Origin of the sequence: Streptomyces torulosus (assembly GCF_001419765.1) — a bacterium.
GTDB classification, from domain to species: Bacteria; Actinomycetota; Actinomycetes; order Streptomycetales; family Streptomycetaceae; genus Streptomyces; species Streptomyces torulosus.
Window position 1 is genome coordinate 1 of the sequence record NZ_LIRK01000871.1, and the last position, 5,018, is coordinate 5,018.

General features: G+C 71.2%; 4 protein-coding genes. 2 read left to right on the forward strand and 2 right to left on the reverse strand.

The features are described 5' to 3' along the window. A partial coding sequence (locus AOK23_RS41675) for a penicillin-binding transpeptidase domain-containing protein (RefSeq protein ID WP_055717597.1) occupies positions 1-1,604 on the reverse strand: 1,604 nt, incomplete at its 3' end. Positions 1,605-1,878: 274 nt separating this feature from the next. On the opposite strand from AOK23_RS41675, the gene AOK23_RS44155 reads away from it, so the two are divergent. Further along, on the forward strand, positions 1,879-2,289 hold the full coding sequence (locus AOK23_RS44155) for a peptidoglycan-binding domain-containing protein (protein WP_063791503.1): 411 nt from the start codon (positions 1,879-1,881) through the stop codon (positions 2,287-2,289). A 34-nt stretch (positions 2,290-2,323) separates the two neighbouring features. Here AOK23_RS44155 and AOK23_RS41685 read toward each other — a convergent pair whose 3' ends face one another. Further along, positions 2,324-4,063: a dolichyl-phosphate-mannose--protein mannosyltransferase gene (locus tag AOK23_RS41685; protein ID WP_055717599.1), complete on the reverse strand. Its 1,740-nt coding sequence runs from the start codon at positions 4,061-4,063 to the stop codon at positions 2,324-2,326. A 108-nt stretch (positions 4,064-4,171) separates the two neighbouring features. Here AOK23_RS41685 and rsmI point away from each other — a divergent pair. Further along, the coding region (rsmI, locus tag AOK23_RS41690) for a 16S rRNA (cytidine(1402)-2'-O)-methyltransferase (protein ID WP_055717600.1) at positions 4,172-5,018 on the forward strand (847 nt) is incomplete at its 3' end.

The window sequence follows — 5,018 nt, forward strand, 5'->3', positions numbered from 1 at the left end:
CTTCCGCGACGGTGTCGCCGCGGCGCCCCCGCCGACGCCATCGCCGCCGCGGCGACACCGTCGCGGAAGCCGGTGAACCAACTGTCCGCCACGTCCTGCCCGTCGACCTCCGCGGAGCCGGTCTTCGCGCCGATGTCGCCGGTCAGCCCGGACATGACGCGGGCGGCGGTGCCCTGCGGCGACGTCGCGGTGAGCTTCATCATCTGCTTGAGCTGCGCGGCGGTCGCGGGGTCCAGGCCCCGTGCCGTGGCCAGTTCGCGGTCGTCCAGGTCGGGCGACACCAGGTACGGCTGGCGGAACGTGCCGGTGATCGCGGTGGCCGTCACCGACGCCATGTTCAGCGGGTTCATCGTGACCTGGCCCTGCCCGATCGCGTTGGCCGCGCGGTCCGGCCCCACGGACTCCGGCACCGTGCCGTCGGTGGAGGTGATGCCCGTCTTCCAGTTGTCCTTGCCGAGGCCGAACCGCTCCCGCGCCTCGTTCGTCAGCGAGGCGTCGTTCAACGGGTCCTCGTCGATCAGCTTGATGAAGGCCGTGTTGCAGGACCGCATGAACGCCTTGGCGAGCGTCGCGCCGGACGACTCGTCGGCCTTCATCCCCGGCAGGTTCTTGAAGGTCTGGCTCTGCCAGGTCGCGGTGTCGGGGCAGGGCGCGGGGCTGTTCATCGTGGCCACGCCGTTGTCGATGAGCGTGGCGGCGGTGAGGATCTTCATGGTGGAGCCGGGCGGCACCTCCCCCTCGAACGCCGCGTTGAAAGCGTCGTCGCGGTGGTTGGCGACGGCCAGCACCTCACCGGTGCCGGTCTTGACGGCGACCACGGACGACTCGGCGTACTTCTCGACGGCCTTCTCGGCGGCGGCCTGCACCTTCGCGCTGATCGTCGTCTTCAGCTCGCCCGCCTTGCCCTTGGCGAGGGTCAGCAGGGGGGTGTCGGCGGCGTTCGTGGCGGTGTGCCGGATCGCCAGCTCGACCCCGGGGGTGCCGCCCGCCTTGTCGCCGTAGCGTTCGCGCAGGGTGTCCAGGATCGGCCTGAGGGAGGGGTACTTCTCCTTCGTCAGGACGGCGCCGTCACGGTCCATGGCCTTGATGGGCGGTGCCTCGGCCTCCCCGGTGTACAGCTCGTCGCCCTTCTTGAGGTCCGGGTGCACGACGGACGGCGCCCAGTCGACCAGGGCCCGCCCGGTGGTCTCGCCCCGCACCACGGTCAGCCGGCTCTTGTACGCGAGCTTCTCGGTCTTCCCCTTGTACGACACCGTCGCACGGACGGAGAACGGCACGGTCCGGCCGCCCGCCCCGGTCGGCTCGCCCGGCGCGATCCGCACCTCGCCGATCCGCGCGGCACCGGTGTACTCCCCGAGCAACCTCCCCGCGCCCACCGTGTCGTTGGTGTACGACGACGCCGTCTTCGCGTCGCCCTTCTCCCACGCGGCGAAGAACTTCTCCGTGGTCTCCGCGACCTCGTCGGAACTCGGCGGCCCCGTCCGTCTCTCCGTGCCCGTCCCGCCGTTCAGCGCGTCGAAGAAGTTGTACGTCCCGTACCCGGCGCCCCCCACCATCACCACGAGCACTCCGCCGACTATGGCGACCTTGGCCCCCTTGCGCATGACCTCTCCCCGTTCGTTCCCCGTGAGCGGTCCCGGTATCTGACCCGACCGCTTTGAACATGTTCAGAAATCGTGTGCCGCGCCTCACTGTAAACGCGCCGGGTGACCAACGGGACGGGTGTTCCCCGAATCGTTAGCCCCGGACGACTTTCCACATACGCGAACGCCGATCGCGGTGCGGACCGGTTCCGGTCGCCGGGATGCGACTCATGGGGCGCAAGTGCACGGTGGTACTGGGGGTGTTTCCCGGGGGTGGTTCTTGGAGGCGAGAGACATGCGACGCACGACCACTTGCGTGACCCTGGCCGCCTCGCTGGTCCTTGCGGGAGGCGCGGCCGTAGCGGTACCCCAGAGCCCTGATTCCCCGGCGCGCACGACGGCGGCGCGCGCGGCGGCACCCGAGAGGCCCGTCGCGCACGGGACCGTGGACGTCTGCAACCAGACCATCCAGCGGCCCACCCTGAAGATCGGCTCGTCGGGCAGCGCCGTCCGGCAGGCGCAGTGCTACCTGAACAACTCGATGTCGGGCCCCAGGCTGGCCGTGGACGGGAACTTCGGGCCCGTCACCCATGCGGCGACGCGGCGGTTCCAGCAGTGCGCCGGCATCACCGTGGACGGCACCATCGGCGCCCAGACCTGGTCGTTCCTCGTCTTCTGGGCCAACTCGACGGCCAACGTGTGCTGATCGGCGCGCGCCGCCAGGCGCGCCCCGACCGGCCCTAGACCCACGTATCCAGCCACATCCGTGAACGCCAGCCGTCGATCGGGATGGGCTGTCCGGTGTACAGCGGCCAGAAGTAGATGAAGTTCCAGGTGATGAGGAGGACGAGGACGCCCGCCGCCGCGGCGCCGGCCACACGCCGGCGTTCGGTGGCCGCCGCGGGGCTGAGGACGGCGCCGACGAGCATCGCCACGGCCAGGCACAGGAAGGGCAGGAAGACGACGGCGTAGAAGTAGAAGATCGTGCGTTCCTGGTACAGGAACCAGGGGAGGTACCCGGCGGCGATCCCGCAGGCGATGGCGCCGGCGCGCCAGTCGCGGCGGAACAGCCAGCGCCACAGGACGTAGAGGGTCGCGAAGGCGGCGGCCCACCACAGCAGCGGGGTGCCGATGGCGAGGACCTCGCGGGCGCACTTCTCGACGGTGTCGGTCGGGCAGCCGTCGGTGCCGGGCGGCGGCGACTCGTAGAAGTACGAGACGGGCCGGCCAGCGATGATCCAGCTCCACGGGTTCGACTGGTAGGTGTGCGGCGACGACAGGCCCACATGGAACTCGTAGACCGCGTGCTCGTAGTGCCACAGGCTGCGCAGCCAGTCCGGCAGCCAGTCGAACCAGCCGCCCTTGCCCTCGGTCGCCGCCCAGTTGCGGTAGTAGCCGCCGGTGCCGTCGTCCGGGGAGACGATCCAGCCGGTCCACGAGACCAGATAGGTGACGATCACCACCGGGACCGTCGACAGGAACGCCCAGCCCAGGTCGCGCTGGAGCGTCGCGATCAGCGGCTGACGGGCACCGGCGACCTTGCGCGCCGAGTAGTCCCACAGCACCGTCATGATCCCGAAGAACACCAGGAAGTACAGGGCGTTCCACTTGGTGCCGAAGGCCAGGCCGAGGCAGAGCCCCGCCAGCAGCCGGTACGGGCGCAGGCCCAGCCGGGTCGTCTCCGCGACGAGCGGGTGGGGCCGTACGACCCCGTCGCCGTCCCGTGGCAGGGCCGCCGCCAGCCGTGCGCGTGCCTTGTCCCGGTCGATGACCAGACAGCCGAAGGCCGCCAGCACGAAGAACATCAGCACCTGGTCGAGCAGCGCCGTGCGGCTCATCACGAAGTGCAGCCCGTCCACCGCCATCAGCCCGCCCGCCAGGCAGCCGAGGAACGTCGAGCGGAAGATCCTGCGGCCGATCCGGCACAGCATCAGCACCGACAGCGTGCCGAGCACCGCCGTCATGAAGCGCCAGCCGAACGGGTTGAACCCGAACATCAGCTCGCCCAGACCGATGACGTACTTGCCGACGGGCGGGTGCACCACATACGCCGGATCCGTGGGGATCGGCACGTTCCCGTTGTTCTGGAGGATCAGCTCATTGGCGTTCTTGGCCCAGTTGACCTCGTATCCGCGGTGGACGATTGCCCACGCGTCCTTGGCGTAGTACGTCTCGTCGAATATCACCGCCTTGGGGCTGCCCAGGTGCCAGAACCGCAGCAGCCCCGCGACCAGCGTCACCAGCAGCGGACCGCCCCACGCCGACCAGCGCACCAGGCGCTCGGCGAGACCCTCGCCCACCCCGATCGAGGCCCAGAAACGCGGGCCGGGCCGGGTGTACGGGGGCACGAGCCGGGCGCTCACGTCGCTTCTCCGCGGCGCCGAGTAGCCGAAACGGCGCAGCCGCTGCTGCCACGACGGCCGCTGGTCTTCGGTGGCCTGGTCCTGCCGGGTGTCCGTGGAGGACGCGGTACTGGTCACCGCGCCATCGTAGGGAACACCGCTGTGGGAGTCCCGTGCGTCGGGGATGTGGCCCCGTCGCCTCCCGCGCTTCGCCCGCCCGCCTGAGCGGCTGGGAGGATGGGGGGTGTGACAGGAATCCTTGTGTTGGCAGGTACTCCCATCGGCGACATCGCGGACGCCCCGCCCCGGCTGGCCGAGGAGCTGAGCGGTGCCGACGTGGTCGCCGCCGAGGACACCCGGCGGCTGCGCCGGCTCACCCAGGCGCTGGGGGTGCAGCCGAGCGGCCGGATCGTGTCGTACTTCGAGGGCAACGAGGCGGCGCGCACCCCGGAGCTGGTCGAGGCGCTGGCCGGGGGCGCGCGGGTGCTGCTCGTCACGGACGCGGGGATGCCGTCGGTCTCCGACCCCGGGTACCGGCTGGTCGCGGCGGCCGTCGAGAAGGACATCCGGGTCACCGCCGTCCCCGGCCCCTCCGCGGTGCTCACCGCGCTGGCCCTGTCCGGTCTGCCCGTCGACCGCTTCTGCTTCGAGGGCTTCCTGCCGCGCAAGGCGGGCGAGCGGCTCGGCCGGCTCCGCGAGGTCGCCGACGAGCGCCGCACCCTCGTCTATTTCGAGGCCCCCCATCGCCTCGACGCGACGCTCACCGCGATGGCCGAGGTCTTCGGTGCGGGGCGCCGCGCCGCGGTCTGCCGTGAGCTGACCAAGACGTACGAGGAGATCAAGCGGGGCCCCCTCGGCGAGCTGGCCGCCTGGGCGGCGGAAGGGGTGCGCGGCGAGATCACGGTCGTGGTCGAGGGCGCGCCGGAGAAGGGGCCGGAGGAACTGGACGCGGCCGAACTGGTCCGGCGGGTGCGGGTGCGGGAGGAGGCGGGGGAGCGGCGCAAGGAGGCGATCGCCGCGGTGGCGGTGGAGGCCGGGGTGCCGAAGAGGGAGGTCTTCGACGCGGTCGTTGCGGCGAAGCGGGGGGCGCCGT

What these genes read in the sequence shown, in the direction of transcription:
- AOK23_RS44155 (WP_063791503.1), top strand. Translation starts at nt 1,879, where the DNA reads ATGCGACGCACGACCACTTGCGTGACCCTGGCCGCCTCGCTGGTCCTT.